Here is a 26,422-nt window from a genome sequence, read left to right on the forward strand (position 1 = left end):
CACCGTGGACGGTCTGTTCTGGAACATCCAGCTGGCCAACTACTACGCCGCCCTGGAAACCACGGCAGCGGCGGTGGCCGTGCTGATCCTCATCTCCAGCCTCGATGACCTGTTCATCGATGCCTGGTACTGGGTACGCGAGAGCTGGCGCGCGCTCACCATCAAGCGCCGCGATGCGTACCGGCCGCTGACCCAGGAAGACCTGCTGCAGCGGCCACAACAGCCGCTGGCGATCATGGTGCCGGCGTGGATGGAGTACGACGTCATCGCGCAGATGGTGGAGAACATGATCAACGTGCTCGACTACCGCGAGTACGTCGTGTTCGTCGGCACCTATCCCAACGATCCGCAGACCATGGACGAAGTCGAGCGCATGCGCCGCCGCTACAAGCGCCTGCGCCGCGTGGAAGTGCCCCACGACGGGCCGACCAGCAAGGCCGACTGCCTGAACTGGCTGATCCTGGCCATCTTCGACTACGAGAAGCGGCACGACATCGAGTTCGCCGGGGTGATCCTGCACGACAGCGAGGACGTGCTGCACCCGATGGAACTGCGCTTCTACAACTACCTGCTGCCGCGCAAGGACATGATCCAGCTGCCGGTCACCTCGCTGGACCGCGAGTGGTACGAGCTGGTGGCCGGTGTCTACATGGACGAATTCGCCGAATGGCACGCCAAGGATCTGGTGGTGCGTGAAAGTGTTTCCGGCATGGTGCCGTCGGCGGGCGTGGGTACCTGTTTCTCGCGGCGGGCATTGCTGGCACTGAGCGCGCAGACCGACAACCAACCCTTCAACACCGACAGCCTCACCGAGGATTACGACGTGGGTGCACGGTTGGCGGCGATGGGCATGCAGTCGATTTTCGCGCGCTTCCCGGTGCAGTTCCGCGTGCGCCGCCCGTCGTGGTTCGGCTGGGGGCCGGTACGCGAGCGCACCCAGCAGATGGCGCTGTGCGTGCGCGAATATTTCCCCGACAATTTCCGTGCCTCGTACCGGCAGAAGGCACGCTGGGTACTGGGCATCGGCCTGCAGAGCTGGGAGTCGCTGGGCTGGCGTGGTTCGCTGGCGACCAAGTACCTGCTGGCGCGCGACCGCAAGGGCATCATCACCTCGTTCGTCAGCATCATCGCCTATCTCATCTTCCTGCAGCTGCTGCTGTTCTGGCTGCTGAAGATGACCGGGGTGTGGACGATGCAGTTCCCCAGCGTGTTCCAGGCCGGTACCTGGCAGATGAACGTGGCGCTGCTGACCACTGCGGCACTGGCGACCCGGGTCGTGCAGCGCTTCTACTTCGTCAACCGGCTATACGGCTGGGAGCATGCGTTGATGTCGATCCCGCGCATGGTGGTCGGCAACATGATCAATTTCATGGCCACCGCACGCGCGTGGAAGGTGTTCCTGGCCTACCTGCTGTTCGGCAAGCGCATGGTCTGGGACAAGACCATGCACGACTTCCCGGACGCCGCCCAGCTGGTGCAGACCCGCAAGCAGCTGGGCGAGCTGTTGGCCACCTGGCAGGCGGTGGAACCGGAGCGGCTGCAGCAGGCGCTGGACCAGCAGCATGCCGGCCGTCAGCAGCCGCTGGGCCGCATCCTGCTCACCCAGGGCTGGCTGGATGATGAAACGCTGGCCGAGGCCATCGCCTTCCAGGGCGACCTGCAGCGCGCGGTGATCGATGTGGGCTACCTGCGCGCCGGCCAGTTCCCGGTCAGCGCCGATGCCTGCGTGCAATGGCGCATGCTGCCGCTGCCACCGCGCCAGCAAGGCACCCTGCGGCTGGCCGTGGCCAGCCCATTGCCCGAAGAGGCGTTGGCACTGCTGAAGCAGGAAACCCGCAGCGCCCACATTGAACAGAGCATCGCCCGCGAAAGCGAGATCAACGCCGGCCTGCGCCTGATCGGCGGTGACCGGCACTGGCAGCTGGACAACGTACCGTTGCTGGGCGACCTGTTGGTGGAGATGCGCCTGATCGACCACGCGCGCTTCGAGATTGCACTGGACGACTACAAGCCGCAGCGCGATGGACGCATTGGCGATTACCTGGTCAAGCAGGGCATTGCCACCGAAGACGCCGTGGCCCAGGCCATGCAGGAGCAGCGCCGGCGTGCGGCCACGCTGCAGTCGCCGCCTCCCGGAGCCGTGCCGGCATGAAGACCACGCTGCTGTCCACCGTCATTGCCGTGGCACTGGCCAGCGCTGCCGCGCCGGTGCTGGCACAAGCCGATGCCGCACTGCCGCTGTCCGGTGCGGCCTACCGCATCGCCGAGCAGGCGTTTGCCGCCTATGAGCGCGGTGACTACCGCGCGGCTTACCAGCAGTCCAGCGAAGCGATCCGGTTGCGCCCGGACGTGGTGCGGCTGCGCCTGCTGCAGATCTATGCGCTGCAGAAGCTCGGCCGTAGCGCAGAAGCACAGCAGCAGGCGCGGCGCGCGCTGGATGCGGGGCTGAAGGATCCGGCGTTGCCGGCGCTGGCGGCTGCCACCGCTGCACGTAGCACCTCCACGGACCGTACCGGCGCGCGTGCTGCATCGCCATCGCGCCCGGCCGGCAGCGCCGCGGACCGTAGCCGGCAGCAGGCCTACGCGCTGGCCACCGAGGCATACGCAGCCTATGACGCCGGGCGGATGGGAGAAGCGGCCGGCAAGGCCGAACAGGCCTTCCGGCAGCAGCCGACGCAGGGTGCCTGGGCACTGCTGTGGGTGGCCGCGCTGGAGGCACAGCAGCAGCCCGAACAGGCCGACGCCGCCATTGCCACCGCGCTGCAGTTGGGCGCGCCGAATGCCGAGGCGCTGCGTGCCCGGCGCGTGGCGCTGGATCGACAGCGCGCGCTGCTGCAGGCCCAGCAGGCGTATCGGTCGCTGTCCACGCAGGATGATGCCGCGGCCGTTGCGCAGGCACGTGCCGCTGTCGAGCTGGCGCCGGAGGTGGCCACGTACCGGTTGCTGCTGATTACCGCGCAGCTGCAACAGGGGCAGCTGGCCGACGCCGAGCGCAGTGCCGACCAGGCGTTGCAGGCCGACGGCCAGGATCTCGATGCACGGGTGATGCGCGGCTACCTGCGCCAGCGCCAGGGCAATACCGTGCTGGCCAATGAGGACTTCGACAGCGCACTTGCTGCGCCGGGGTCAACAACGCAGCTGCGCAACGTGCGCCTGCTGGCGGTGGATGCGGCGCTGGCCAGCGCCGACCGCACGCGCGCCGCGGCGCTGCTGGCACCGCTGCAGTCGGCATTGCCAACGGATGCGGGTGATGCACGCGCGCAGCAGCTGCTGCTGCAGGGCATCGAGCAGCGCGCCCGGGCGATCCGCTCAAGTCGCGCGCTGCCCCCCATCAGCGCGCAGACCTACCCGGCACCGGTCCAGCACTGCCAGCCTGTTGACAGCGGCAACCGCTGCGAGCTGATGCCGGCCGACCTGCAGGGCGATGGCGGTGCCGCGCAGCGTGCCTACGCGGCCTACGCGCGCCAGGACTACGCCGAGGCCATCGGTGAGGCGCGGCAGGCCGTGCAGCTCGCACCGGACGACGCGAAACTGCAAGGCCTGCTGACCACCACGCTGGCGTCGGGCAACCGCGCCCAGCAGGACGAAGCACGGCAGCGCCTGGATGCGGCGCTGGCACAGCGCCCTGACGATGCGGAGGCGCTGATGCAGCGCGGCTACCTCAACCAGAAGGCGCACCAGCCGGCGCAGGCACTGGCTGACTTCCGCGCCGCCGAGGCCACCGGCAGGGCACCGAAGAGCGTGGTGCTGGACCAGGCATATGCGAGTGCAGCCCACGGTGATCACCCACAGGCGGTGTCACTGCTGCGTAGCGCCATCGACCGCGCAGACGCCGGTGAGCTGCCGCTGGATGGGCACCAGCGCTTCAGCGTGCGCAATGCCATCGCCAACTATTCGCGCGAGTGGGGCGTGATCGCCTCGGCCGGCTTCCGTGGAGCACGCCAGGCGGCGACCAATGTCGGCGGGGCGGCGATCAGCACGCCGGGTGATTCGGTATTCAGCACGCTGGAGGCGTTCTGGCGGCCACCAGCCTTCAATGACCAGCATGGCACGCTGGAGCTCTACGCACGCCTGCTCAATACGCTGTACGACGAAGGCGGCACCTACGAATCGATCCGTGCGGTGGATCCGTGCACCGGCGAATCAACGCCGGATGCGCGTGCACGCGCCGAGCGCCTCAGTCACTCGCGCTCGACCACCGGCTGGCCGTCCACCATCGCCTCGTTCGGCCTGCGCTACGCGTTTGGCCAGACCGGTTTGAGCGCCGGCATCGAGCGCCGCCAGTTCCTGGGCAGCGCCACCCGCACGGGCGATGTCTATCCCGCATCGGCGGCCGTGCAGTGCCGCCTGCAGCTGGCCCGGCATCCACCACTGGAAGCCAGCACGCTGGCCCGCTACCGCCTGGCCAGCGGTTCCGGCGGGTGGATGTCCTACCTGACCTACGGCTATTACCACGGCACCGATCTGCGTACCGATGTGAACCAGTGGTGGATGGTCAGCGGCTACGCGCAGGGCGGCTACACCTGGGACGACAACGGCGCCCACTTCACCCTCGATGCGCTCGATGCCAATGGCACGCCGGTACGGCGGATCGGCGATGCCAACGGGCGGCTGCATCGCGAGCAGTGGTTCGCTGCCGGTGAACTGCGCGCGGGCCGCAGCTTCCGTTTCGGCGCCGGGCAGACCCACTGGGTGGTCACGCCGTATGTGGTGGTGGGAGCGGACTGGCTGGACCAGCGCTCGCGCGTGCGCGACATCCGCTACCCGCTGTTCCCGGCGCAGTCGTTCGCGCTCAACGATACGCAGCGCAGCTGGTCACTTGGCGCCGGCCCTGGCGTGGGCGTGCGCTACTGGTTCCGCGAGGACCACTACAACACGCCGCGCTCCTACCTGGACCTGACCGTGCAGTACCGCTTCGCGATCGGCGGTGGTGATACGCAGCGCGCCAAGGGGTTGTTCGCCACCGCCATCCTCTACTACTGAGGCACGCCCCAGCGTCGCCGAAGCGCCGCCGCCTGCGGCGTGTCCTGGGTCAGCCACGGCTCCAGCGCATAGACCAGCACGTGCTGGGCGCCGCTGCCGCGTGCCCATGCCAACTGCCGCTGGATGCGTGCGGCATCGGCGGTTTCGCCCTTGAATCCGCTGCCATCGGCCGGGCCGCCGGGCAGTTCGCGGAACAGCTCGACGATCGCATCGAAGCCGATGCCTTGCGCGTGGAAATGATCGAGCAGCGGTTGCAGCTGCTGCACGTTGCCGGCGCCGGCCACCCCCACGCCGTCCTGCACCATTGGCCGCAGCGCGGTCTGTGCCAACACCGCCTGCCACAGCGTGACCAGGTTGCCGTCGGTCTGCAGGCGGCTGAAGTAGCAGGAAATCGCGCAGTCGCCGCCGCGTGCGCTGGCGGCCTGCACCAGGCCGTGCAGCCACTGCGCCAGCCATTGCTGGCGGGCCGGATCGGCCCAGTGGTACTGCTCCAGTTCGTAGGGCAGGTACCAGCCCCCGAAGGCCGGCTGCTGCGCCCAGAGCGCCTGTGCCAACCACTGGCGTGCGTGCGCCAGGCTCTCGGCCAGGAAGGCCTGCAGCGTGGCGTCGTCTGCGCCGATAGCCTGCCACCAGCGTTGCTGGAAGGGCAGGCCGACGCGGATGGGGATGTCGTTCTCGCTGGCGGCGGTGAACAGTTGTTGCAGGCTGCTGTCCGACAGTGACCAGTCGCCGTCGCTGCCACCGAGGATGCCCGTCCATTGCAGCACCAGCTGCCGGCAGCCCAGCGTATGGGCCAGCTTCAACGAGCGCTGCCAGTCGGCCTGGCCCCACTGCAGGTGGCTACGCCAGGGTTGCAGGAAGGTGCCATCCACCTGCACCGGCAGCGAACAGCCGGGCAGGCTGGCGAGCGCACCGGCGACCGGAGCCAGCACCGACGCGCGCAGCAGCCGCCGGCGCAACGGCGAAGACGGATCTGCGGGAAGGACAGGCGGAACCATGCCTGCATCATCCCAGAGCACCGTGCGTGGCAGGTGAACCTGAGCGCGTAGTGCCTGCCGCCGGCCGGCACCGCCCAGCGCTTATTCCAGCGCGTAGCGCAGGGTGAACAGTACCGCTACCAGCCACACCGCCGGATGCACTTCGCGCCAGCGGCCGGTGCCGGCCTTCAGCGCCGCATACGCGATGAAGCCGAACGCCAGGCCGTTGGCGATGGAGTAGGTGAACGGCATCGCCAGTGCACACAATGCGGCCGGCACCGATTCGGTCAGGTCGCTCCAGTCCACTTCCACCAGCTCACGCAGCATCAGCCCGGCCACGAACAGCAGGGCAGGCGCGGTGGCGTAGCTGGGCACCATCGACGCCAGCGGCGAGAACAGCAGAGCGGCCAGGAACAGCGCCGACACCACCAGCGCGGTCAGGCCGGTACGGCCGCCCACCTGCACGCCCGAGGCGCTTTCAGCGAAGGCCGTGGTGCTGCTGGTGCCGAGCATCGAACCGGCCACGATCGCCGTGCTGTCGGCCAGCAACGCACGGCCGAAACGCTTCTGCGCGCCCGGCAGCTTCAGCAGGCCGGCACGGCCAACCACGCCGTACAGGGTGCCGGTGGCATCGAACACTTCCACCAGCACAAACACCAGCACCACCTGCAGCAGCACCGCGATCGGCGCACCGCCGTCATGGTGCAGCAGGCCCGGCAGGTCCAGCTGCAGGAAGGTCGGCGCCAGGCTCGGCGGCAGCGAGACCAGGCCCTGGTACTGCACGTCGCCCAGCGCCCAGCCGGCGCCGGTCACCGCCAGGATGCCGATCAGGATCGCGCCGCGGATCCGGCGTGCTTCCAGCACCGCGATCAACAGGAAACCCGCCAGCGCCAGCAGCGGCGGCGCCGTGTTCAACGGGCCCAGCGCCACCAGCGTGTCTTCGTTGCCGACGATCACGCCGGATTTCTGCAGCGCGATGATCGCCAGGAACAGGCCGATGCCGGCCACGATCGCCGAGCGCAGCGACGAAGGAATGCCCGACACCAGCCATGCGCGCACGCCGGTCAGCGACAGCACCAGGAACACCAGGCCGGAGATGAACACCGCCGCCAATGCCTGCTGCCACGGCAGGCCGGCGGCACCGACCACGGTGAATGCGAAGAACGCGTTCAGGCCCATCCCCGGTGCCATGCCGACCGGGAAGTTGGCGGCCAGCGCCATCACCGCCGAACCCAGCGCGGCGGCCAGGCAGGTGGCCACGAACACCGCACCCGCATCCATGCCGGTGGTGCCGAGGATCTCGGGGTTCACGAAGACGATGTAGGACATCGTCAGGAAGGTGGTGACACCGGCCAGCAGCTCGGTGCGCACGGTGGTGCCGTGCTGCTGCAGCTGGAACAGGCGCTCGAACAGGGACATGGGGCGTCTCGCAAAGGTGTCGCCAGCAAGCAGGCGACCCACAGAAGGAGAAAGGCCGCGCGAGCGCGGCCTTTCCTGTTGCCTTACTTCAGCGCCTTGAAGCGCAGGCGCTTCGGCGCAGCGTCGTCGCCCATGCGGCGGCGCTTGTCTTCTTCGTACTCGCGGTAGTTGCCCTGGAAGAACTCCACGTGCGAGTCGCCTTCGAACGCCAGGATGTGGGTCGCGATGCGATCCAGGAACCAACGGTCATGCGAAATGACGAAGGTGTTGCCCGGGAACTCCAGCAGCGCATCTTCCAGCGCACGCAGGGTTTCGATGTCCAGGTCGTTGGACGGTTCGTCGAGCAGCAGCACGTTGCCACCCTGCAGCAGGGTCTTGGCCATGTGCAGGCGGCCACGCTCACCACCGGACAGCGAACCGACCATCTTCTGCTGGTCCTGGCCCTTGAAGTTGAAGCGGCCGATGTAGGCGCGCGACTGGATCTCGATGCCGTTGATGTTGAGGATGTCCAGGCCGCCGGCGATTTCCTGGAAGACGTTGTGGTTGCCTTCCAGCGCGTCGCGGCTCTGGTCCACGTAGGACAGCTTCACCGTCGGGCCGACCACGATCTCGCCGGTGTCCGGCTTTTCCTGGCCGGTGATCATCTTGAACAGGGTCGACTTACCGGCACCGTTCGGGCCGATGATGCCGACGATGGCGCCGGCCGGCACCAGGAAGCTCAGGTTGTCGAACAGCAGGCGATCGCCGAACTTCTTCGAGACGTTCTTGAACTCCATCACCGCATTGCCCAGGCGCTCGCCCGGCGGGATGAAGATTTCATTGGTCTCGTTGCGCTTCTGGTAATCGACCGACTGCAGCTCTTCCAGGCGGGCCAGACGGGCCTTGCCCTTGGTGCGGCCGCCCTTGGCGTTCTGGCGCGACCACTCCAGTTCCTTCTGGATCGCCTTCTGGCGAGCCTTTTCCTGGTTGTCTTCCTGCTTCAGGCGCTCATCCTTCTGGGTCAGCCAGTCGGTGTAGTTGCCCTTCCACGGAATGCCGCGGCCGCGGTCCAGTTCCAGGATCCACTCGGCGGCGTTGTCCAGGAAGTAGCGATCGTGGGTGACCGCCACCACGGTGCCGGTGTAGCGCGCCAGGAACTGTTCCAGCCATTCCACCGACTCGGCGTCGAGGTGGTTGGTCGGTTCGTCGAGCAGCAGCATGTCCGGCTTCTGCAGCAGCAGGCGGCACAGCGCCACGCGGCGCTTCTCACCACCGGACAGCTTGCCGACGATGGCATCCCACGGCGGCAGGCGCAGCGCATCGGCGGCCACGTCCAGCTGGTTTTCCAGGGTATGGGCGTCGCCAGCGGCCAGGATCGCTTCCAGGCGCTCCTGTTCCTTGGCCAGCGCGTCGAAGTCGGCGCCTTCCTCGGCGTAGGCGGCGTACACCGCTTCCAGCGCGGCCTGGGCCTGCAGCACTTCGCCCACGCCTTCCTCGACCGCTTCACGCACGGTCTTGGTCGGGTCCAGTTCCGGTTCCTGCGCCAGGTAGCCGACCTTGATGCCCGGCTGCGGGCGGGCTTCGCCCTCGAAATCGGTGTCCACGCCGGCCATGATCTTCAGCACGGTGGACTTGCCGGCGCCGTTCAGGCCCAGCAGGCCGATCTTCGCGCCCGGGAAGAAGGACAGCGAGATGTCCTTGATGATCTGCCGCTTGGGCGGGACCACCTTGGACACGCGGTTCATGGTGTAGATGTATTGCGAGGACATGCGGTCTCCGTAGGCGCGGTCCTGCACCCGACCCGTCACGGGAACCTCCCGTTGCGGCAGCGGGCACAGACTGAAATGGAATACCGCCAATTATAGCCGGAACCGGTTCCGGGCCGCGCCCGGGAGGGGGCGCCGGGCTGGCCGCGGCCTGAATACCGCGTCACAGTCCTGCAGCAGGAAGCGTTTCCAGCCGGAAACGGTTCAGATCGGGTGCGCAATATGGGCTCACCACCCACCCATGCAGAGGTCTGACATGCGCATCAATCGAGTAATGGCCAGCGCCGTGGCCTCTGTACTGGCGCTCGGCGCCGTGGCCCCGGCCTTCGCCGACGACGACCACCGCCGTGGCCATGACCGCCGCGAGTGGCGCGAGGATCGCCGCGAGTGGCGCCATGACCGCCGTGACTGGGAGCGGGATCGCCGTGAAGCCCGGCGCGACTACCGCCATGACCGCCGTGAATGGCACCGCGACCATGACCGCTACTACCGCCCGGCACCGCCGCGCGTGGTCTATCGCCCGGCCTATGGGCCCGGCTATGGCTGGAAGGTCGGCCACCGCTATCGCGACTACTACCGCGGCCCGATCTATGTGGTGAACGACTACCCGCGCTACCACCTGCGTCGCCCGCCGCATGGCCATCACTGGATCCGCGACGACCGCGGCAACATGCTGCTGGTCGCCATCGCCACCGGTGTGATCGCCCAGTACGTGCTCAGCAGCCGCTGAGGATCGCGGCCGGGGTCGGATCCCTTTCCAACGGAAAGGGCTCTGACCCCACACCATCAATCGAAACCATACGGGGCCGGATTCCTTCGGGGATGCCGGCCCCGTCCTTTTCGGCCCCGGCAGGCCGGTGCGGGGCTACAATCGGGAGCTGAGCCGTACCCCTTTTCCCTGCCTGCTGGAGTACCCGATGTTCCCGCGTGACGTCCGCATCGAATCCTACGATCCCGAACTGGCCAAGGCCATCGCCGCTGAGACCCAGCGCCAGGAAGACCACGTCGAGCTGATCGCCAGCGAGAACTACACCAGCCCGGCGGTGATGGAGGCCCAGGGCAGCCAGCTGACCAACAAGTACGCCGAAGGCTACCCGGGCAAGCGCTACTACGGTGGCTGCGAATACGTGGACATCGCCGAGCAGCTGGCGATCGACCGCCTCAAGCAGCTGTTCGGCGCGGACTACGCCAACGTGCAACCGCACAGCGGTTCGCAGGCCAACCAGGCCGTGTACTTCGCCCTGCTGCAGCCGGGTGACACCATCCTCGGCATGAGCCTGGCGCACGGCGGCCATCTCACCCACGGTGCCAAGGTCAATGCCTCGGGCAAGCTGTTCAACGCCGTGCAGTACGGCGTGAACGACCAGGGCCTGATCGATTACGACGAAGTCGAGCGCCTGGCCCTGGAGCACAAGCCGAAGATGGTCGTGGCTGGCTTCTCGGCTTATTCGCAGGTGATCGACTGGGCGCGCTTCCGCGCCATCGCCGACAAGGTCGGTGCCTACCTGTTCGTGGACATGGCCCACGTCGCCGGCCTGGTCGCCGCTGGCGTCTACCCGAGCCCGCTGGAGCACGCCCACGTGGTCACCTCGACCACCCACAAGACCCTGCGCGGCCCGCGCGGCGGCATCATCGTCGCCAAGGGCGCCGACGAAGACCTGGTCAAGAAGCTGCAGTCGATCGTGTTCCCGGGCATCCAGGGCGGTCCGCTGATGCACGTCATCGCCGGCAAGGCCGTGGCCTTCAAGGAAGCGCTGGAACCGGGCTTCAAGGCCTACCAGCAGCAGGTGGTGAAGAACGCCCAGGCGATGGCCAATACGCTGATCACGCGCGGCTACAAGATCGTCTCCGGTGGCACCCAGAACCACCTGATGCTGGTCGACATGATCGGCAAGGACGTGTCCGGCAAGGACGCGGAAGCCGCGCTGGGCAAGGCCCACATCACCGTCAACAAGAACTCGGTGCCCAACGACCCGCGTTCGCCGTTCGTGACCTCGGGCCTGCGCCTGGGCACCCCGGCCGTGACCACCCGCGGTTACGTCGAACAGGACTGCGTGGATCTGGCCAACTGGATCGCGGACGTGCTCGACGCACCGAACGATGACGCCGTCATCGCCCGCGTGCGCGACGCGGTCAGCGCGCAGTGCCGCAAGTACCCGGTCTACGGCTGATCGGAGCAGGGGTCAGAGCCCTTCCCTGCGGGAAGGGATCCGACCCCGAAGCCCGGATCGAAGCAGGGGTCGGATCCCTTCCCGCAGGGAAGGGCTCTGACCCCGGTATCGGAGCAACCGCGCATGGATGAGCGCCACCTCAAGTACCTGTACGCGGCGTTGTCGGTGTTGTTCGGCCTGCCCAGCCTGTTCTTCGGCGGCGCGGGCGCCTGCATCGCCCTGGTCATGGGCGTGATCGGGCTGGTCTCCCTGGACGCGGACAAACTGTGGTTTGCCGCCGGCATGTTTGCGTGGGGCTCCTTCGCGATCGCGGGTCTGGTGGCCTGGGTGGCACTCAGCATCTTCTGGTTGCGCGATGGGGCACGCGGCCTGCGCATGGCATCACGCCGATGGTGGTGGCTGCTGGGCATGGGCGTGCTGGCGGGCCTGCCCATGCTGGCGATGGCGCTGTACTACTTCACCGAGCTTGGCCCTTCCGTGCTGAGCGGACTGTTCGCCGGGCCGTCCCTGATGGTGCCTGCCGGCATGCTGATGCTTCTGTGGTTGCGCGTTGAAGCCGTGGACCCGCCATCCGCGCCGGCACGGGCGTCGGAGTAACGCCGCATGGATGAGCGCCGCGCCCGGTACCTGTACACCGCCCTCGCGGTGTTGTTTGGCTTGCCCAGCCTGGTGATGGGCGGTGCGGCGGCGACGATGCTGCTGCTGATGGGGGTGGGCCAGTTCGGTCATGGCACGTTGGCCTCGGTGACGGTGATGCCGCTGTGGGGTCTGGCCGGCATCGCCGGCTGCGTGGCCTGGTTGTGGCTGAGCGCGGGTTTCCTGATGCAGGGGCGTGCCGGGCTGCAAGTGCGCCCGGTCTGGTGGTGGATGCTGCTGGCCGGAGGGTTTGCTGCATTGCCTCCGTTGGGCCTGGCGTTGTGGTGGGGGGCCACGGTCCACGCCGAGGGCATTACCCTGTTGCTGCTGGGCCCGTCGATGCTGGTACCGGCTGCGATGCTGGTGTGGATCAAACGCCGCGCATGACGTGGCCCGTGGAAGGACATCGAACGCATGGATGAGCGTCATCACAAACGCTGGGTGGCCATTGCCGGCCTGTTGGTGGGCCTTCCCACCGTGGCCGCCGGAGGCACGGGGGCCGTGCTGGGGCTGATGGTCGCATGGGATGGCAAGTATCTGGCGGGCGACGAGCACACGCTGTTGCTGCTGTGGTCGTCGGCCGGAGTCATCGGCCTGCTGTCCTGGCTGTGGCTGAGCGGCCTGTTCCTGTGGCGCGGCCTTGCCGGCCTGCGCCAATCGCCGGTTGTTGCCTGGGTCGGCCTGGCGCTGGGGGTGCTGGCCGCGTTGGGCGTGGTCGCCGCCACGTTGTACCTGACCTTCAAGCACGGGGAGATCTCGACATTGGGCTTCCTCGGGTTCGGCCCGCCTCTGCTGGTGATGGCCGGGCACCTGGCGTGGTTGCGTTGGCGGTCGTAAGCGTCCACTGCCCCGCACAGCTCACTTTCAGACAAATTGCATGGTGGTGAAAAGACCGGCTGCCTAACCTTCCCATGGTTTTCATTACCGTGGGGAACCCATGAACTCGACGGGTCGCCGAAAGGGCGTCGCACTGCTCCTGCATCTCCTGCTCTTTTCCATTCCCTGCGCGTTGGCTGGCCTGTTGGGTTCGCTGCTGCTGCTAGGGGTATGGGCGCATGGCGGTGACAACAGCGCAGTTCTTGGATTGCTTGCGATGTGGGGTCTGCTGTCTGCGACGGCGATCCCGCCTGTTTACCAGCTCACGAACACGTGCATATGCGCGGACCGGATGGATTGAAGCCCGCCGCGCCAGTGCTGGGGACGCTGTTTCTCGTGTCAGCTGCTCAGGCTGTTTCCGCGTTGGTGATAACAGTGTCAAGTTTTGGAGTGGATCCGATACTGCTGATACTGGCAATCGGTTGGGGGGCTCCCTGGATCAGCCTCGCCTGCCACTTCCGATGGCTGTCGAAAGCCAGCGGGCCAGTCAAGTGAAGCGGAGTTTGCTGGTCGGGCCCTTCTCAAGTGCTTTTGCGACACTGTCAAAACCCTTCCGACAGGTATTCCCCTGAGCCAGGCGTTCCGACCCCATCGTTTCTGCCTTCCAAGCGGCCGCGGCCGTCTCGATGCTCTTCGCGGCAACTGGTTGGGCCCCCGGGCTTCTGCTGGCTGCGCCAGTTTTGATCATCATCGGCGCCCCATGGGCCAGTTTGAGCTGGCATTTGCGGTGGCTTTCAAGGCTGGAGGAATGATGCCTTCGGCTTGCATGTCGTCATTGCCGCGGGGAGTTTACGACCAGCGGTTTAAAAGGAATTGCATGGCTTGCTGGGGAAAGCAGGCATAGGTTTCCTGCATGGACACCCCAATGCGCACCGTGCGCCGTCGACACGGCCTCTATCTGCTTCTCCATAGCTTATTGTTTTCCATTCCCTGCGCATTGGCTGGCCTGGCTGGCCTACTAGTGCTGCTGTGGGGATGGGCACATGGCAGTGGTAAGGGAGCATTTCTCACATGGGTTGCGGCTTGGAGTGTGCTGTCCGTGGCAGCGTGCATTCTTGTTGTCTGGCTGGCAAATACATGGCAGATGCGTGGACCGGACGGACTGAAAGCCGCCGCGCCAATGCTGGTGGCGCTGTTTCTGCTGTCTGCCGCTCAGGTTGTGTCCGCGCTGGTCCTGACGGTTCCAGGTCTTGGAGGCGACCCGATTCTGCTGGCGCTGGCAATGGGTTGGGGGGCTCCCTGGCTCAGCCTTGCGTGCCACTTCCGATGGCTGGCAAGGGGCGGCGGGCCTGACTGAAGAAGAGCGGAGATTGCTGCTGCGCCCCTTCTCAGGTACCTTTGCGACGCTGCCATGACCGTGGCAATAGGTACTTCCCTGAGCCAGGCGTTCCATGCATTGCCCCTTCTGCCAACATGCCGATACCCGGGTCATCGACTCGCGCGTCTCCGAAGACGGCGCGACGATCCGCCGTCGGCGTGAGTGCGAAGCCTGCGGCGAGCGCTTCAGTACCCTGGAAACGGTGGAACTGAAGCTGCCGGCGATCATCAAGAGCGATGGCACCCGCGAGGCATTCGACCAGCGCAAGGTCCGCGCCGGCTTCGACCGCGCGCTGCAGAAGCGTGCGGTGGCCGAAGACAAGATCGAAGCAGCGGTGCGTGCAGTGGTTCACCAGCTGCGCATCAGCGGTGAGCGCGAAGTGCCCTCGATCAAAGTCGGCGAGTTCGTCATGAACGAACTGCGCAAGCTCGATCATGTTGGCTATGTGCGCTTCGCGTCGGTCTACCGCAGCTTCGAGGACGTGGCCGATTTCCGCGAGGAGATCGAGAAGCTCGAGCGCGACCTGCCGTCCAGTACCGAGCAGCTGCAGCTGCTGGGCGATGTCATCGCCCTGACCAAGAAGAAGAAGGGCTGACCGCCCCAGCCTTGGTTGGCACCGATGCCGCCGCATCCACCGGTGGGTGCCAACCGTTGGTTGGCACCGATGGCATGGATCAACACCAACGGCGCTACCATGGCCGCATGACCACCCCGTTCTCCGTCCTCGACCACCTGCACATGGCCAACGCACTGCGCCTGGCCGAGCGTGCCGCCTACACCACCCGCCCCAACCCGATGGTGGGCTGCGTCATCGCCCACGGCGAACGCGTGGTCGGGCAGGGTTGGCACCAGCGCGCTGGCGGTCCGCACGCCGAAGTGTTCGCGCTGCGCGAGGCCGGCAGCGAAGCACGCGGTGCCACCGCCTACGTCACCCTGGAACCCTGTGCGCACTATGGGCGCACGCCGCCGTGCGCGCTGGCCTTGATCGAAGCAGGTGTGTCGCGCGTGGTCGCGGCGATGCGCGATCCGTTCCCGAAGGTCGATGGCGGTGGCTTCGATCTGCTGCGGAATGCCGGCATCGAGGTCGCCGAAGGGCTGATGGCGGCGCAGGCGCGTGAGCTCAACAAGGGCTTCCTGTCGCGCGTGGAGCGCAACCGGCCGTGGTTGCGGGTGAAGCTGGCCGCCAGCCTCGATGGCCGTACCGCGATGGCCGATGGCAGCTCCAAGTGGATCACCGGGCCGGCCGCGCGCGAAGACGTGCAGCACTGGCGCGCGCGCGCAGGTGCGATCCTGACCGGCGCCGAGACCGTGCTGGCCGACGACCCGATGCTGACCGTGCGCCTGGCCGACACCGAAGTGATGCCGCCGCTGCGCGTGGTGCTCGATTCGCGCCTGCGCTCGCTCGAATGCAGTCGCGTGCGCGAGGGTGGGGCACCGACGCTGTACCTGCACGATGCAGCCGTGAGCGCACCGGATGCGGCCGACGCCGAATTCGCCAGCGTGCCCTGCGTTGATGGGCGGCTGGACCTGGGCGCCGTACTGGCGCTGCTGGCCGAGCGCGGCATCAACGAGGTGCATACCGAAGCCGGCGCGACCCTCGCCGGCGCGCTGCTGCGTGCGGGCTGGGTGGACGAACTGCTGCTCTACCAGGCGCCCACGCTGCTGGGCGACAACGGCCGGCCACTGCTGGCCGGCCTCGGCATCGATGCGATGGACCAGCAGCGCCGCCTGCGCGTGGTTGACCAGCGCCAGGTGGGCGAGGACATCAGGCTGCTGCTGCGCCCGTGAGGGAATGACGCGGAACAGGGGCGATGCCCTTGTGGTCAGGCATCCTCGTCGTCTTCTTCGCCGACCGGGCATTGGCCCTTCCACTGCTGCTTCCACAGCGCATGCAGGTTGCGGCAGTACGCGCCCAGTGCCTCGCCCGGCAGTTTCTTCGCCTTCAATCGCAACTGGTGACGGGTAAAACCGTCGTCGTACTCATGGGGCAATACCAGCACGGCGCACTGATCGTGATACATCAGGAACGCGTGGCAGTCGTCGTCTTCGCTCATCCACGCATCCAGCTGCCTGTCGCTCAGCAGGGTTGATTCGAAGGCAACCGATGGGATGACCGAGAAGGTCGTGATCCTGGACTTGGGTACTTTGGCTTGCCCGCACGCCGTCAGCGCCAGCAGCGCCATCAGCATGACCGTGGTCGACGTCGTACGATGTTTCATGCGGCTGCCCCGGTGGAAGAGGGCAACAGCATTGACCATGCAGGCCGCGCAGGGCCATGCAACGGTTCTGAAAGTGCGGATGCAGTCGTCATCCGCGACCACGAGCCGAGCGTGGGCTCGGCTCTACACGTGCCTCACGCGCACGCGTCGGTCCACATCATCTCGGCGATCGGGCGCAGCGCCTTGCATTCCTGCGTCATCTCATCGGCAGACTGCACCTGGGCCTTGGCCTTCAGTTCCTCGGCCATCGCATCCACGCCGCTGAGCTGGTCCGGCGCGATCTTCGCCACGCAGGCGCGATGCTGCTGCAGCAGCAGGTCACAGCCCGGCACGCCGGTCACCTTCGGTGCGCTGGCCGCCTGCGCGTCCTGCATCCAGTCCTCGAACGGAGCCAGCGCGCCGGTCACGGTGCCCACCAGGTCGTCAAAGTTGCCGCTGTACCAGTAGCCGTTGTCCTTGGCCGGGTACAGGGTGAAGGTGCCGCTGACCGGCACGCGCGCACCGCTCTGCAGCGCCTGGGTGTAGGCGTCGGTGAACTGCTTGCGCGAGGCCGGGCTGGCGTCGGCTGCAAGGCTGGCGGCGAACAGCGGGCGCACCTTGCCCAGGTCGGGCACCTGGCAGCTGAAGGTGATGCGCGCCAGCTTCTGGTCTTCCACGTACTCGTTGTCTTCAATCACGCTCTTGCTGGCGCGGCACTTCGAATCACGCAGCGCCTTGGCATACAGCGCTTCGGTGGCGGCGGCATCGACCTTGGTGCCGGTACTGGCCAGCACGGTCTGCCACGGTTCGGCCAGCGCCTTGGCCAACGCACCCGGGTTCGGGGTCACGGCATCCTGGCCTTCGAACGCCGGCTTCAGCGCATCGTTGAGCGTGCGGGTCGCAGCCGCATCATCTTCCAGCAGCACGCGTGCGTACAGGTCGAAGGCCTGTTCTGGCGTCAGCGTGGCCGGCGCGGCGCCAGCCAGCAGCGGGGCAGCCAGCAGGGCGCTGGCCAGCAAGGTACGCAAGGGGGTCTTCATGACGGTGTTTCCTGTTCCAGAGGCGCGCAAGCCTAGCGCATCTGCGTGGATTTTCGATGGCGCGATGGGGTCACGTGGCAGTGCGCACGGGCCAAAAAAAACGGGCCCCTTGCAGGGCCCGTTCGATCGCACGACGAGGATCGGGCAATCAGAAGCTGGCGCGGACGCCGACCGAGTACTGGGTGACGTCGCGGTAGCCGGCGATTTCGCCCACCACGCCCCAGGTCTTGGTGAAGTTGATCTGGCCGCCGACGGTGCCGACCCAGGTGCCCTTGTAGTTGTTGCCGCCATCCATGTAACCGGCCTTGGCCCAGGCTTCGGTCATGCGCGACGGCTTGCCGCGGATACCCATGGTGACGCGGCCCAGGTTGGTGTGGTCCTTGCCGTGGTAACGCACGCCGTCATAGCGCAGGGTCGATTCGGCGTTCTGGCGCACCCAGGCGGCATCGGCGGTGAAGTCCAGGCGGTCGGTCCACGGCATGCGGTAGCCGATACCCAGCTCCGGCTGGTTCAGTTCCAGCTTCAGCGAGTCTTCGCCGTAGTGGCGGGTCTTGCTGGTGCGCGACCAGCCACCGAACACGTAGACCTGCTCGGCCAGCGCGACCGAGCCACGCAGGTAGCCACCGTCGACCTTCGGGTCGTCCAGTGCGTTGTCGTCAACCTGGACCTGCGTCCAGCCGCCTTCCACGTAGGTGTAGCTCAGGGCGTCGGCCGAAGCCGAGAACGGGGCGGCGGCCAGCAGGGCAGCCACGATCAGGATCTTGCGCATGGGAATTCCTGTGAATTTCAGTCCATTGGCGGGCCTGCCCTCGCGGCTGCCCGTGGCGACCTCATGTCGTCCGCTGCGGATTTTAATGAAAGTTTTACAAAATGCGAGAGACGGCCGTCACAGGCTGGGGGCCGGGTTGGGGGTCGGATCCGTTTCCCATCGGGAAACGGCTCTGACCCCAGTACTGCTGTGCCACCGGGCCATGGGGTCAGAGCCCTTTCCTGCGGAAAGGGGTCCGACCCCATTCAGCACGGGCTGGTACACTAGCCGCGCCGGTTCGCCGGTACACAAACGTCTTCAGGGCGGGGTGCAATTCCCCACCGGCGGTAGGTGCGCAAGCACGAGCCCGCGAGCGCCCCGGCCCACGGCCGGGGGTCAGCAGATCCGGTCCAATGCCGGAGCCGACGGTCATAGTCCGGATGAAAGAAGACGGTGCCACAGGGCTCATGCCCTGCGTGCGCCTGTTTGCCTTGCGGCGTTTTTCGCTCACATTCCGCGGAGAACGTTACTTGTTTACTGGAATCATCGAAGGCGTCGGCCGTCTGGCCGCACGCGAATCCATCGGCGGCGATGTCCGCTTCACCTTCAATGTCGGGAATCTGCCGTTCGACAACGTGCAGATGGGCGAGAGCATTGCCATCAACGGCGTCTGCCTCACCGTCATCGCATTCGACGCCAGCAGCTTCCAGGCCGATGCCTCCACCGAGACCCTGGGCCTGACCACGCTGGGCCAGCTGGGCGAGGGGGCGGTCATCAACCTGGAACGCGCCATGCGCCCGACCGACCGCCTCGGCGGCCATCTGGTCAGCGGCCACGTCGACGGCCTCGGCCAGGTGCTGACCATCCACGAAGACGCGCGTGCCCAGCGCTGGCGCTTCGCCGCGCCGGCCTCGCTGCGCCGCTACATCGCCAAGAAGGGCTCGATCTGCGTGGACGGCGTCAGCCTCACCGTCAACGAAGTGGACGACGAAGGCTTTGAAGTCGCCCTGATCCCGCACACCGTGGCCAACACCGCCTTCTCCGCCGCAGGCGTGGGCAGCGCGGTCAATCTTGAAATCGATCTGGTCGCCCGTTACGTCGAGCGATTGATGGGTGTGCCGACCAACGGTCAGCACCCGCATGGAGATGCAGCATGAATTTCGCCCCGATTCCGGAAATCCTGGAAGACATCCGCCTGGGCCGCATGGTGGTCATCGTCGATGACGAAGACCGCGAGAACGAAGGCGACCTGATCATGGCCGCCGAACTGGTCAAGCCGTCGGACATCAACTTCATGGTCACCCACGGCCGTGGCCTGGTGTGCCTGCCGCTGACCCGCACCCGCGCCGCCGACCTCGGCCTGGCGCCGATGGTGCAGGCCAATACCGCGCAGTTCCAGACCAACTTCACGGTCAGCATCGAGGCCGCCGAGGGTGTCACCACCGGCATCTCGGCGCATGACCGCGCCCACACCATCCGCACTGCGGTGAAGCCCAATGCCAAGCCGTCGGACCTGCACCAGCCGGGCCACATCTTCCCGCTGATCGCCCAGCCGGGCGGCGTGCTGACCCGCGCCGGCCATACCGAAGCCGGCGTGGACCTGGCCATGCTGGCCGGGCTGGAACCGGCCGGCGTGCTGGTGGAGATCCTGAACCCGGATGGCAGCATGGCGCGCCGCCCGGAGCTGGAAGTGTTCGCCCGCGAGCACGGCCTGAAGATGGGCTCCATCGCCGACCTGATCGCTTACCGCCTGGCCACCGAAAAGACCGTCGAGCGCGTGGACGAGCGCGAGATCGAGACCGAGTTCGGCCCGTTCAAGCTGGTGACCTACCGCGACCGCATCGCCCACGACCTGCACTTCGCGCTGGTCCGTGGCAACCCGGGTGCCGAAACGCCCACCCTCGTGCGCGTGCAGGTGGAAAACCCGCTGGCCGACCTGCTGCACTGGCGCCGTGACGACTTCGGCGTGGCCGCCACCGATGCCCTGCGTGCGATCGATGCCGAGGGCGCGGGCGTGATGGTGGTGCTGTCGGCCCCGCGCGATGGCGAAGCCCTGCTGGCCCGCCTGCGCCAGCAGCCGGCGCCGGTGGTGCCGGGCAAGGACAAGGACGTGGGCCAGTGGCGCCGCAATGGTGCCGGCGCACAGATCCTGTCCGACCTGGGCCTGGGCAAGCTGCGCGTGCTGGGCACCCCGCGCCGCCAGATCGGCCTGGCCGGGTACGGCCTGGAAGTGGTGGAGACGGTCACCCTGTAATGGGGATTGCCGGCCAGCGGCCGGCACTACCGGTGGGTGCCGACCCCATGCCACCGGTGGGTGCCGACCGTTGGTCGGCACAGCCCTGGGCCCCCGCCAGCCACGGCCGGGGCCCATCCACGCTAGAATTACCCCCTTATCGAGTCCCCCAAGCCGCATATGAGCCACTTCGAAGGCGATCTTCGCACTCCCGAATCGGCGCGCTTCGCCATCCTGGCCAGCCGCTGGAACGCCCGCATCACCGACGCGCTGGTCGCAGGCGCCCGCCTGAGCCTGGCCGGCAACGGCATCACCGAAGCCAACATCGACGTGATCCGCGTGCCGGGTGCCTGGGAACTGCCGCTGGTGGCCGCACGCCTGGCCGCCGCCCATGAACACGCCGCCATCCTCACCCTGGGCTGCGTGATCCGTGGCGATACCCGCCACTACGAACACGTGGCCGACCGCTGCGCCGAAGGCCTGATGCGCGTGCAGCTGGATTTCGGCGTGCCGGTGCTGAACGGCGTGCTGGCGGTCGAACGCGCCGAGGATGCCGAGGCACGTGCCGGCGGCAGCCACGGCAACAAGGGCGAGGAAGTCGCACTCGCCGCATTGGAAATGGTCAATCTTCTGGAGCAGCTGCCATGAACAAGAACACCCAGGGCAAGCCCTCCGGTAAACCCGTCCGCCGCGATGGCGTCGACCCGGTGCTGCGCTCGCGCGCCCGCCGTCGTGCCGTGCAGGCCATCTACGCCTGGCAGATTTCCGGCGGCAACGCCCAGTCGCTGATCGCCCAGTTCGCCCACGAGCAGGCCCGTGAAATCGCCGACCTGGCGTACTTCGAGGCGCTGCTGCACGGCGTGCTCGACAACCGCCGCGACATCGACGAAGCGCTCGGCCCGTACCTGGACCGTGGCATCGAGGAAGTGGACGCGATCGAACGCGCGGTGCTGCGCCTGGCCGCTTACGAACTGCGCTACCGCCTGGACGTGCCGTACCGCGTGGTGATCAACGAAGCCATCGAATCGGCCAAGCGCTTCGGTTCCGAACATGGCCACACCTACGTCAACGGCGTGCTGGATCGTGCCGCCGTGGAATGGCGCAAGGTCGAATCGGGTCACTGACCCGGTTTCTGCTTCTGGTGGATGCCAACCTTGGTTGGCATGGCTGGGAACCTGTTCCGGACTCCGAACGGCGTGGAAACCTGCCTTGGTAGAGTCGACTGTTAGTCGACTGCTTTTTGAACGGCGGTCATGATGTTGGACGCGAGAGCAGTCGACTAACAGTCGACTCTACCCGGTCGGTTCCGCCCCACCGGTTCCACCTCGTCGGCATCATCCGCCCGCGCCCGTCGCCCATCCATGCACCCCGCCGGAACGCCCCATGTCCCTGGCCGAATTCGCCCTCATCGACCGCATCCGCGCCCGCACCCTCGAGCGCGACGACATCCTGCTCGGCATCGGTGACGACGCCGCGCTGCTGCAGCCGCGTGCCAACGAACAACTGGTGGTCACCGCCGACACGCTCAACAGCGGCATCCACTTCCCGGTGGAAACACCGGCCTTCGACATCGGCTGGAAGACCCTGGCAGTCAACCTCTCCGATCTGGCGGCGATGGGCGCGCGCCCGGCGTGGTGCACGCTGGCACTGTCATTGCCGGAGGCCTCTGAAGACTGGATCGAGGCCTTCGCCGATGGCTTCTTTGCCTTGGCCGACCAGCACGACATCGCGCTGATCGGTGGTGACACCACGCGCGGCCCGCTGTCGCTGTCGGTGACCGCGATGGGCCAGGTCGGGCGCGGCCAGGCCCTGCGACGCGATCGCGCACAGGCAGGCGATGACATCTGGGTGAGCGGCACGCTCGGCGATGCCGCCGGTGCGCTGCGCCTGTGGCAACAAGGTGCGTTGAGCATCGCCACCGCCACGCTGCTGGCCGACTACGAAAGCCTGCGCCTGCGCCTGCTGCGGCCGACGCCGCGCGTTACCCTCGGCCTGCGCCTGCGTGCATTCGCGCATGCCGCGGTGGATGTGTCCGACGGCCTGCTGGCCGATGTGGGCCACATTGCCACGCGCAGCAACGTGGCCGCGCAGGTGGATGCCGATTCGCTGCCGATCTCGCACGCGCTGCGTGAGCTGCTCGGCCGCGACGCTGCACGCGACTGCGCACTGCGCGGCGGCGACGACTACGAGCTGTGCTTCACCGCTGCCGCCGACCAGCGCGATGCGCTGCATTACCTGGCCGAATCGCTGGACGTGCCGCTCACCCGCATCGGCCGCATCGCCGAAGGGCAGGGCGTGCACGTGGACGGCGAAGCCGCCGACGGCGGCTACCAGCACTTCGCGTAGCAGCAGCGGTACTGCTCTGGTGGGTGCCAAACTTCGGGGTGGGGTCAGATCCCTTTGCGGCGCAAAGGGATCTGACCCCCAGTGAAGCACCTCGGCATTGCCCTGGTAGGTGCCAACCTTGGTTGGCACGAATGTGTCGACCAAGGTCGACACCTACCGAAGCGCACGCGCATCGGTATCGCCCGGCGTTACGCCGCGCGCAACTGCACGTCCACATACTCGGCCAGCCCACGGCAGGCCAGCAGCAGGCCCTCGCGCGCACCATCGCCCATCTGCTGGTCGATATCGCCGTCCACGCGCACGCGTTCAGTGGCGTGCAGCAGTTCCAGCAGGAAACTCAGCCCCGCATTGGCACGATCAATACGCGCCAATGCCAGGCGCTGCCCGGGTGTGTGGTTGTTGCCCGGCCACGGCTGGCCATCGGCCGCATCGCCCTGGCGGATGTACTGCAGGCAGGCCTGCAACGTGATGGCCCCGGCGCTGTTGCCGGCCTGCAGCGATACGAACGTGTCTTCCAGTGTGCGCGCCAGGTCATCCGGCAGGCGCGTGGCGGCGTCGCCCAGGGTGGCGAACAGGTGGGGGTAGGGGGAAGCGGTCATGGCGGCGTCCTTGTGCAAGCGGCAAGGGGCCACCCCGCTTAACAGCGAGGGTGGCGGACGGTGCATGGTTCCAATACCGGTAGTAACACTGCGAAACGCCGGCGGGCACGGGGCCCCCACGCACCGCCCGCCATAGATGCGCGGACAGAATGCCTGCCGACGCCACCCAACAAGGAAAGGGTGACGCCGGCAGACAAGCGTAAACAACAGTGTTACTGATCGGGATTGGAAGCCCGTGCCACCCGTTGTCGGTGGCGCTACATGATTTGCATGAAGCGCCAATGCTGCCAATGAGAATTGTTGGAAACTTCGAAAGTGTTGGAATTTCGTGGCTGGCAGGCAGCAGATGGCAATGCCTGCCGAATGCGACATTCTCTGTAGCGTCGAGCCATGCTCGACCGTTGTCGGTCGTCGCCGGGAAAACCCAGTCGAGCATGGCTCGACGCTACAGAATGCAGAACGGCGCCGGATCTCTCCGGCGCCGTTCTTTCAACTACTTCACCACGTGTACGCGACGCTGAGGTTCGCAGTCGCTTCGCGATACCCATGGTCACCGCGCATCACACCAAAACCACCCCAGGCACTCAGCCCGGAACGGAAATCCACACGCGCACCGGCATTCAACTCATAGCGGTTGCGCGGCACGCTGGCCTTCAGGGCCTCATCATCGAACGCCATGCCGTTGCTGGCACCATCGCGGTACCAGTTGGCCACCACGTACGGGCTGACCGCCGCGCCGGCTGCACTGCGGCCTTCGCCCTGCAGGCGCAGGCCCATGCGGCCGGACAGGCCGCTGCCGCCCAGGCTGCGCACCACCGTGCCGTTGGTTTCCTGGTGGCGGTCGGTGTTGGCATCGATATAGACCAGCTGCAGCTCCGGCTGCAGGCTCAGCGCGGTGCTGCCGATCTGGCCGATACCAATGCGGTAGCCGGCTTCCAGCGACGACTGCCAGATGTCCGAGTCGTAGCGTTCTTCGGCCAGGCCTTCGCCCTGCACGCGGTTGCGGAACTGGCCGCGCTGCACGCTGGCATCCACATACAGCGCATCGCTGCTCCAGTTGCCGTACACGCCCAGCGCGCCGCCGTTGACCTTGCCGCGTGCGCTGTAGCCGGTCAGCTGCGAACGCGAGGTGGCATCGGACTTGGCCAGCGTACCCATCACACCCACGCGGCCCTGGCCGTTGTCGAACACGCCGATATCTGCACCCAGCTGCAGGCGCGAGCGATCCACGCGCAGGTCCAGCTGGTCTTCCACGGCCGACAGTTTGCTCTGCGTGGCATCCACACGGGCCCAACCACGCACGCCATCCACGGCGGAGATGCTGCCTTGGCGGTCGCGCCAGCCGTGGCGCAGCAGCTGGTCCATCGCGAACTGGTTGGCCAGGTAGGCGCCGGCTTCCGGGCGCAGCACCGGGCCTGGGTCGATCGGATTGACGGGGTCCACCGGATCGATCGGCCTGCACTCCGGCAGCGTGGGATCGACCACGCACGGGTCCGGCGCGCCGGCCAGCGCCGAGCGCAGGTACCAACCGCCGTCGCTGGCATCCTTGAACAGGAAGTACTCGTATTGCCCGCCCACCGCGCGGCCCTGCAGGTCGAACTGCGCATTGGACGCACCGCCCACGCGGATCAGCTCGATGCCCTTGTCGGTCTTCGCACCGGCGCCACTGGCATTGAGCACGCGCACGTTCGCCTGGCCGTTGGCGTCGCCGTTGATCACCAGCTTGTCGGTCAATGAGCTGTCATCGCCGAGCATGGTGTTGAACAGCAGGGTGCCGCCATTGCCGGTGAAGCTGTCGGCAGTGAGGGTATTGAACGTGCTGCCATTGCCCAGTGCCACGGTGCCGGTACTGCCAAGGCTGAGCCGGCCGACGTTGCTGTCACCGGTCATCAGCCAGTTGCTGTCGCCGTCGATTTCGGCACGGGTGACATTGATGAAACGGCCGTCGATCTGTGCCTTGTTGCGCAGGGCGACATTCAGCGAACCCATGGTGGCGAACAAGGAATCAAGGCGGACATCACCCGACAAGCGCGCATCATCCACGGTGAAGTTCACGTCGGTGAACGAGCCGGAAACGGCGCCATCGCGGCCTACGCGCAGCAGGTTGCCGTCACCTGCAATCAGGTGTGAGCCATTCGCTACGGTGATGTTGTAGGTGCTCGCGAACCGTGGGATGACCTGGATGGCGGCACCGCGGCCGGACTGCAGGGTGGAGTCATTTATGTCGAGCCGCAGCGCGCCGGAGTCAACACGCTCACCCATCAGCAATGCACCCACATTGGCCGCCACCACCTGTGAACCATTGAGGATATCCATCTGGCCCACCACAAGGCGGGCGCCGATCCCGGTGGTGAAGGGACGGGGCGGTGAGTGGAGGTCATCAACGCGAACATATGTGCCATCCAGCACGACCGAGGGAGTGAACTGCGAGTCCCAGGCCGACAGGATCGAGGCATCAATGCCGATGCTCGAAGTTGCACCGGGCACCAGCTGGGCAGCGTCAACCACCACGATGCTGTCCTTCAGCGTTACCGAGGTGTTGCCACTGTCAATAAAGACGCTACCGTCGATCCGGCTTGAGTTGGCCACAAGCGTGGCTTCACCGTACAGATGGATGGCCTCGCGTTCCAAACCGGTGCGGACGACCCGCGCGTTCTGCAGGTTCACCACGGACGTATCCCCCGCGCGAATGTGCTGGGTCTGCCCGCCGTTGACCGTCAACTGCGAGCCATTGATGAGCCTCCAGGCCTCGATGGGGTCAGCTGCACCCACCTCGGCGGCCTGGTCATCCAGATCGCCTGCCAGTACAGCGCCGGCGGGGAGTGAAGCCAAGGCCAGCAGCAGGCTGCGGAACAGCCGGTGCGGCGTCGGCGGTCGAGGCGAGGAAACGACGGAGCTGAGCTTCATGGGGGGATCCTTGTGTCGGGAATGTGGGAGGCACGCGTCACCACGTAGGCATTCGGATCGGCTCCCGTGTCAGGCGGCTTTGCTTGAGTGGCCGTGATGGGGGCTGGATGCGAAGGAACGCGTCTCCTTTGGCCGCAGTCTGTGTGCGCAGGCGCGGCCATCCCATGCAAAAAGTTGTAAAGCGCACTGGACACCCCGGTGCCTTCAGCTGCCAGCCAGTAAGGCT

At 66.8% G+C, this 26,422-nt stretch carries 23 protein-coding genes and 1 riboswitch; of the genes, 15 read left to right on the top strand and 8 right to left on the bottom strand.

Going from position 1 to position 26,422, the window contains the following annotated elements:
- Nucleotides 1–4 precede the first annotated feature (4 nt).
- Nucleotides 5–2,152 carry a glycosyl transferase family protein gene (locus B9Y82_RS01290; RefSeq protein WP_100471256.1) on the top strand — a complete coding sequence of 716 codons (2,148 nt, stop codon included), beginning with the start codon at nucleotides 5–7 and terminating at the stop codon, nucleotides 2,150–2,152.
- The gene (locus tag B9Y82_RS01295; RefSeq protein ID WP_100471257.1) at nucleotides 2,149–4,983 is read left to right on the top strand and encodes an NfrA family protein; all 2,835 of its coding nucleotides are present in this window, start codon (nucleotides 2,149–2,151) and stop codon (nucleotides 4,981–4,983) included. Before B9Y82_RS01290 ends, B9Y82_RS01295 begins: the two co-directional genes overlap by 4 nt.
- Here B9Y82_RS01295 and B9Y82_RS01300 read toward each other — a convergent pair.
- The 3 genes from B9Y82_RS01300 to ettA form a co-directional block, all read right to left on the bottom strand.
- The gene (locus B9Y82_RS01300; protein WP_202908108.1) at nucleotides 4,977–5,981 is read right to left on the bottom strand and encodes a DUF4434 domain-containing protein; all 1,005 of its coding nucleotides are present in this window, start codon (nucleotides 5,979–5,981) and stop codon (nucleotides 4,977–4,979) included. The two genes, B9Y82_RS01295 and B9Y82_RS01300, sit on opposite strands and share 7 nt — an antisense overlap.
- Nucleotides 5,982–6,062: 81 nt before the next feature.
- A complete protein-coding gene (locus B9Y82_RS01305; protein ID WP_100471259.1) occupies nucleotides 6,063–7,379 on the bottom strand; it encodes an NCS2 family permease in 1,317 nt (438 codons plus the stop codon).
- 83 nt (nucleotides 7,380–7,462) lie between these two features.
- Entirely contained in the window at nucleotides 7,463–9,127 is a 1,665-nt protein-coding gene (ettA, locus tag B9Y82_RS01310) for an energy-dependent translational throttle protein EttA (RefSeq protein WP_005408049.1), read from the bottom strand.
- Between the two features lie 253 nt (nucleotides 9,128–9,380).
- On the opposite strand from ettA, the gene B9Y82_RS01315 reads away from it, so the two are divergent.
- The 8 genes from B9Y82_RS01315 (at nucleotide 9,381) to ribD (ending at nucleotide 15,913) form a co-directional block, all read left to right on the top strand.
- Nucleotides 9,381–9,854, top strand: coding sequence for an RcnB family protein (locus B9Y82_RS01315; RefSeq protein ID WP_100471260.1), 474 nt, complete (start codon nucleotides 9,381–9,383; stop codon nucleotides 9,852–9,854).
- 187 nt (nucleotides 9,855–10,041) lie between these two features.
- A complete protein-coding gene (gene glyA / locus B9Y82_RS01320) occupies nucleotides 10,042–11,295 on the top strand; it encodes a serine hydroxymethyltransferase (RefSeq protein ID WP_100471261.1) in 1,254 nt (417 codons plus the stop codon).
- 123 nt (nucleotides 11,296–11,418) lie between these two features.
- On the top strand, nucleotides 11,419–11,892 hold the full coding sequence (locus tag B9Y82_RS01325; RefSeq protein ID WP_100471262.1) for a hypothetical protein: 474 nt from the start codon (nucleotides 11,419–11,421) through the stop codon (nucleotides 11,890–11,892).
- A gap of 6 nt (nucleotides 11,893–11,898) precedes the next feature.
- Complete coding sequence (locus B9Y82_RS01330) at nucleotides 11,899–12,318, top strand: hypothetical protein (RefSeq protein ID WP_100471263.1); 420 nt, start codon at nucleotides 11,899–11,901, stop codon at nucleotides 12,316–12,318.
- 27 nt (nucleotides 12,319–12,345) lie between these two features.
- Nucleotides 12,346–12,768, top strand: a complete 423-nt coding sequence (locus B9Y82_RS01335) for a hypothetical protein (RefSeq protein WP_100471264.1) — start codon at nucleotides 12,346–12,348, stop codon at nucleotides 12,766–12,768.
- A 904-nt stretch (nucleotides 12,769–13,672) separates the two neighbouring features.
- Nucleotides 13,673–14,104, top strand: a complete 432-nt coding sequence (locus tag B9Y82_RS20540) for a hypothetical protein (RefSeq protein WP_157804585.1) — start codon at nucleotides 13,673–13,675, stop codon at nucleotides 14,102–14,104.
- Nucleotides 14,105–14,198: 94 nt separating this feature from the next.
- On the top strand, nucleotides 14,199–14,720 hold the full coding sequence (nrdR, locus tag B9Y82_RS01340; RefSeq protein WP_087921508.1) for a transcriptional regulator NrdR: 522 nt from the start codon (nucleotides 14,199–14,201) through the stop codon (nucleotides 14,718–14,720).
- A gap of 107 nt (nucleotides 14,721–14,827) precedes the next feature.
- Complete coding sequence (ribD, locus tag B9Y82_RS01345) at nucleotides 14,828–15,913, top strand: bifunctional diaminohydroxyphosphoribosylaminopyrimidine deaminase/5-amino-6-(5-phosphoribosylamino)uracil reductase RibD (protein ID WP_100471265.1); 1,086 nt, start codon at nucleotides 14,828–14,830, stop codon at nucleotides 15,911–15,913.
- Between the two features lie 35 nt (nucleotides 15,914–15,948).
- Here the strand turns inward: ribD and B9Y82_RS01350 are convergent, their stop codons facing one another.
- From B9Y82_RS01350 to B9Y82_RS01360, 3 genes are all read right to left on the bottom strand, one after another.
- Nucleotides 15,949–16,383: a hypothetical protein gene (locus B9Y82_RS01350; RefSeq protein ID WP_238381524.1), complete on the bottom strand. Its 435-nt coding sequence runs from the start codon at nucleotides 16,381–16,383 to the stop codon at nucleotides 15,949–15,951.
- Between the two features lie 95 nt (nucleotides 16,384–16,478).
- On the bottom strand, nucleotides 16,479–17,363 hold the full coding sequence (locus B9Y82_RS01355; protein WP_100471266.1) for a hypothetical protein: 885 nt from the start codon (nucleotides 17,361–17,363) through the stop codon (nucleotides 16,479–16,481).
- A gap of 148 nt (nucleotides 17,364–17,511) precedes the next feature.
- Nucleotides 17,512–18,132, bottom strand: coding sequence for a hypothetical protein (locus B9Y82_RS01360; protein ID WP_100471267.1), 621 nt, complete (start codon nucleotides 18,130–18,132; stop codon nucleotides 17,512–17,514).
- A 289-nt stretch (nucleotides 18,133–18,421) separates the two neighbouring features.
- A riboswitch (FMN riboswitch) is annotated at nucleotides 18,422–18,567 on the top strand.
- A 74-nt stretch (nucleotides 18,568–18,641) separates the two neighbouring features.
- Here B9Y82_RS01360 and B9Y82_RS01365 point away from each other — a divergent pair.
- The 5 genes from B9Y82_RS01365 to thiL all read left to right on the top strand — a co-directional run bounded on the left by B9Y82_RS01365 (nucleotide 18,642) and on the right by thiL (nucleotide 22,690).
- A complete protein-coding gene (locus B9Y82_RS01365; protein WP_100475151.1) occupies nucleotides 18,642–19,268 on the top strand; it encodes a riboflavin synthase in 627 nt (208 codons plus the stop codon).
- Nucleotides 19,265–20,365, top strand: coding sequence for a 3,4-dihydroxy-2-butanone-4-phosphate synthase (gene ribB / locus B9Y82_RS01370; protein ID WP_100471268.1), 1,101 nt, complete (start codon nucleotides 19,265–19,267; stop codon nucleotides 20,363–20,365). The genes B9Y82_RS01365 and ribB overlap by 4 nt, the downstream gene beginning before the upstream one ends.
- Before the next feature lie 159 nt (nucleotides 20,366–20,524).
- Entirely contained in the window at nucleotides 20,525–20,992 is a 468-nt protein-coding gene (ribH, locus tag B9Y82_RS01375; RefSeq protein WP_100471269.1) for a 6,7-dimethyl-8-ribityllumazine synthase, read from the top strand.
- A complete protein-coding gene (nusB, locus tag B9Y82_RS01380) occupies nucleotides 20,989–21,468 on the top strand; it encodes a transcription antitermination factor NusB (RefSeq protein WP_005408062.1) in 480 nt (159 codons plus the stop codon). Before ribH ends, nusB begins: the two co-directional genes overlap by 4 nt.
- 259 nt (nucleotides 21,469–21,727) lie before the next feature.
- Nucleotides 21,728–22,690 (top strand): thiamine-phosphate kinase, encoded by a 963-nt coding sequence (thiL, locus tag B9Y82_RS01385; RefSeq protein WP_100471270.1) that lies wholly within the window; start codon nucleotides 21,728–21,730, stop codon nucleotides 22,688–22,690.
- Between the two features lie 188 nt (nucleotides 22,691–22,878).
- On the opposite strand, the gene B9Y82_RS01390 is transcribed toward thiL, so the two are convergent.
- Both B9Y82_RS01390 and B9Y82_RS01395 read right to left on the bottom strand, forming a co-directional pair.
- Complete coding sequence (locus B9Y82_RS01390) at nucleotides 22,879–23,289, bottom strand: hypothetical protein (RefSeq protein WP_100471271.1); 411 nt, start codon at nucleotides 23,287–23,289, stop codon at nucleotides 22,879–22,881.
- Between the two features lie 498 nt (nucleotides 23,290–23,787).
- Nucleotides 23,788–26,196 carry an autotransporter outer membrane beta-barrel domain-containing protein gene (locus B9Y82_RS01395; protein ID WP_100471272.1) on the bottom strand — a complete coding sequence of 803 codons (2,409 nt, stop codon included), beginning with the start codon at nucleotides 26,194–26,196 and terminating at the stop codon, nucleotides 23,788–23,790.
- Nucleotides 26,197–26,422 lie beyond the last annotated feature (226 nt).

This window comes from Stenotrophomonas maltophilia (genome assembly GCF_002799155.1).
In the GTDB taxonomy this organism is placed as follows: domain Bacteria; phylum Pseudomonadota; class Gammaproteobacteria; order Xanthomonadales; family Xanthomonadaceae; genus Stenotrophomonas; species Stenotrophomonas maltophilia_R.